This window comes from uncultured Campylobacter sp., assembly GCF_938031315.1.
Classification (GTDB): Bacteria; Campylobacterota; Campylobacteria; order Campylobacterales; family Campylobacteraceae; genus Campylobacter_B.
Map to the genome: position 1 here is coordinate 1 of NZ_CALHHT010000294.1, position 2,983 is coordinate 2,983.

The window sequence follows — 2,983 nt, forward strand, 5'->3', positions numbered from 1 at the left end:
CAAACTCTGGATTTGTGAATATAGGTTCGACCCCTATTAGCCCATCCATTCAAATTTTAACTCCATTTATTATAGCTAGCCTAAAATTATTTTAGTAGGGGCCTGTTTGTGCATAAAACCGAAACGCTTAATGTCAGAAAGAAAATGGCGAAGCTAAATCCGTCAATCGATTAAATTTTGATGATTATAGGATGATTTGCCGCTTTAAAGCGACAAATCATTTGATTTTTTCTTTACCTTTGTATGTAGCGATACTTTTGTATGAGCCGTCTTTTTTAAACGCTACCACGTCGTAGATCTCAGGCTGCGAGCCTTGCTCCATACCGGGCGCTTCTAGTGGCATGCCCGGCACGGCTATGCCTATGACATCGTTAGGCTTATTTTTTAGCAGCGCAAGAATTTCGCCGGCCGGCATATGGCCCTCAATTACGTAGCCATCTATGATTGCGGTATGGCAGCTAGAGAGTTCTAGCGGGAGCTTTACATCATTTTTTTTCTGGATAAGCGACTCGTCGGCTAGCGAGATCATCTCTACTTCAAAGCCGTTTTGCTCCATATATTTTGCCCAGTTGTGGCAACAGCCGCAGCTCTCGCCGTGATATACCTTGACGTGTTCGCCCGCCGCGACATAGCTTCCTAATGCCGCCAAAAGCGCACCTGCAAATAAAATTTTCTTCATATTTTACTCCAGTGATTAAAAGTCCTCGATTATACAATACGAATAGTAAATTTTTAAGAGCGAACCATATAATTCTAGGATTAAATTTGACGAAGCAGACCCGCTCGTAAGCCGAAATTTTAAGAAATTTTAAAATTTCGGCGTCGCGGATAAGTTGGTTATAGGCACTGAGACAGTGCTGATTTGATAGCGGATTTTGATACGTAGCCTTCCGAGTCGCTGGTAAGTGATACGTCGCAGCCTGGCTTATAGTTTTTCCAGGTGTAGATGTTGCCATTGTCTTCGGTTGTTTTGATGGAGTCTGGCTGTTTATTCCATGCAGAAATTACTTGATTGATATGAAATGCATCGCTGCGGTCTTTCGGCGCATTAGTCATACCCGTGCTATCGGGCAAGGTCGTTTCGACCATATCAGTGGTGCCTGCGGTGGAGACCTCTTGGACTTTATCATTTACGCCGCCGATATTTGTTTTGCTGCTTTGGGATTTTGTTTGATTGCGTACTCCGCTTGGTTCGTTGGATATATTCCAGTTGGAACAACCGATAAAAAATACCGCTGCTACGAGCGCAGCTATTAAATTTCTCATAAAATTCTCCTTCAAAAATTTCGTTGCGATAGTAGCACATTTATCTTTAGTTTAAAATAAATCCGAGCCCTTGAAATTTGAAATTTCGCAGGAATTTTGCGAGGCGTTTCAGTAGGAATTTATAAAATTTGAGATAATATTGCAACCTTTCATACCAAACGGGCTTTTAAATTTTGCACGGCAAATGCCTTTTTGGCTACCAAATTTTAAAGGATTTTTGATGTATGCTATCATCAAACACGGCGGCAAGCAGTATAAGGTCGAAGAGGGCAACTACCTAAATTTAGACCATTTTAATGCAGAGCCGAAAGCAAAGCTCGAGCTTAGCGAAGTTTTAGCGCTAAACGACGGCGAGTTAAAGGTAGGAGCACCGTTCGTAAAGGGTGCCAAGGTGGTTTTGGAGGTCGTTTGCGAAGGCAAGGATAAAAAAGTCGTTATCTTCAAAAAACGCAGACGCAAAGATTCAAAAGTAAAACGCGGCTTCAGACGCCAATACACCCGCGTCAAAGTCGTTTCGATCAACGCATAAAGGATAGGAAATGGCACACAAAAAAGGTCAGGGCTCAACCCAAAATAATAGAGATAGTATCGGACGCCGCTTGGGCGTCAAAAAATTCGGCGGCGAGTTCGTTCGCGCGGGCAACATCATCATCCGCCAGCGCGGCACCGCGACGCACCCGGGCTGCAACGTAGGCATGGGTAGTGATCACACGATTTTCGCGCTGATCGACGGCGTCGTAAAATTTGAGCGAAAAGATAAAAATCGCAAAAAAGTATCGGTTTATCCGGCTGCGTAAATATCGCTAAATCTTCGGGGGCGCAAGCCCCTCTTTTAAATAAAATTCGAAAAATTGCTGTGAAATCGAAAGAATTTTCTTACGTAAAAAAATTTCGTTATAAAAACTCGCTACGACGAGATCTAAAATTTATCAAAAAATCACGAGTTAGAAACGATAGGCGCGCCGTTCGTCAGATTTTAAAGTTTAGCCCTAATTTTGAAATTTTACCGAATATTATTTGCGTAAATAACGGTGCATGGGGAATTATTTAAATTCTAACGGGGGTGGCTATGATAAAAATAGACAAAAGCGAAATTCTAAAATATCTCATAAATAACATAATAGACAAAGACCTATTAAGGGGCATAAACGCCCTTATCGACGAAAGTATTAAGTCATTAAAAATCGAGACGGATGGTAATAAAATAAGTCCGAGTGATGCGGAAAAAATTGTAAAAGATATACAAAACAGCGATAAATTTAAAACCTTGATAAGCGAAGCGGTAAAAAAGGATCAAGTATCGGCTAAATCGGGTGGCGGATTTTGGTTTGGTGTTATCATAACGGGGGCGATAGCTTACGGTGGATACGATATGTTTTTGGAGCGTTATTCGATAGATCAAGAATATGCTTTTATCTCTGAGTGCGTAGGTGAACAGGGCGATAAGTATAAAAAAGACTATTGTGTTAGGCAATTAAAAAAGTGTTTAAAAGACGATAAAAAGATTGGCGAATGTTCTCGCGGACTGTTGGGTCGCTAGAAGCGGCGACCTATTTACCATCACGCTATATCTATATTCAATAGGCTATGCATCGCTTAGCTCGTTTGTATCACCAAAAACTATTTTTGAGCCATCTTGTATATTTTCGCAAATTTCATCGCCTAAAATTTTTCTCTCGAAGCTATCGTCTATAGGCGGCTTATAGCATTTAAGCTT

General features: G+C 41.2%; 5 protein-coding genes. 3 read left to right on the forward strand and 2 right to left on the reverse strand.

What is annotated here, in order from left to right:
- Window positions 1-217: 217 nt before the first annotated feature.
- Window positions 218-679: a DUF411 domain-containing protein gene (locus tag Q0236_RS07265; RefSeq protein ID WP_297916497.1), complete on the reverse strand. Its 462-nt coding sequence runs from the start codon at window positions 677-679 to the stop codon at window positions 218-220.
- Window positions 680-837: 158 nt separating this feature from the next.
- Entirely contained in the window at window positions 838-1,266 is a 429-nt protein-coding gene (locus Q0236_RS07270) for a hypothetical protein (RefSeq protein ID WP_040303372.1), read from the reverse strand.
- 220 nt (window positions 1,267-1,486) lie between these two features.
- Between Q0236_RS07270 and rplU the strand changes: the two genes are divergently transcribed.
- The 3 genes from rplU to Q0236_RS07285 all read left to right on the forward strand — a co-directional run bounded on the left by rplU (window position 1,487) and on the right by Q0236_RS07285 (window position 2,806).
- Window positions 1,487-1,795: a 50S ribosomal protein L21 gene (rplU, locus tag Q0236_RS07275; protein WP_040303368.1), complete on the forward strand. Its 309-nt coding sequence runs from the start codon at window positions 1,487-1,489 to the stop codon at window positions 1,793-1,795.
- Between the two features lie 10 nt (window positions 1,796-1,805).
- Complete coding sequence (rpmA, locus tag Q0236_RS07280) at window positions 1,806-2,063, forward strand: 50S ribosomal protein L27 (protein WP_291938329.1); 258 nt, start codon at window positions 1,806-1,808, stop codon at window positions 2,061-2,063.
- A gap of 272 nt (window positions 2,064-2,335) precedes the next feature.
- A complete protein-coding gene (locus Q0236_RS07285; protein WP_297916500.1) occupies window positions 2,336-2,806 on the forward strand; it encodes a hypothetical protein in 471 nt (156 codons plus the stop codon).
- Window positions 2,807-2,983: the final 177 nt, after the last annotated feature.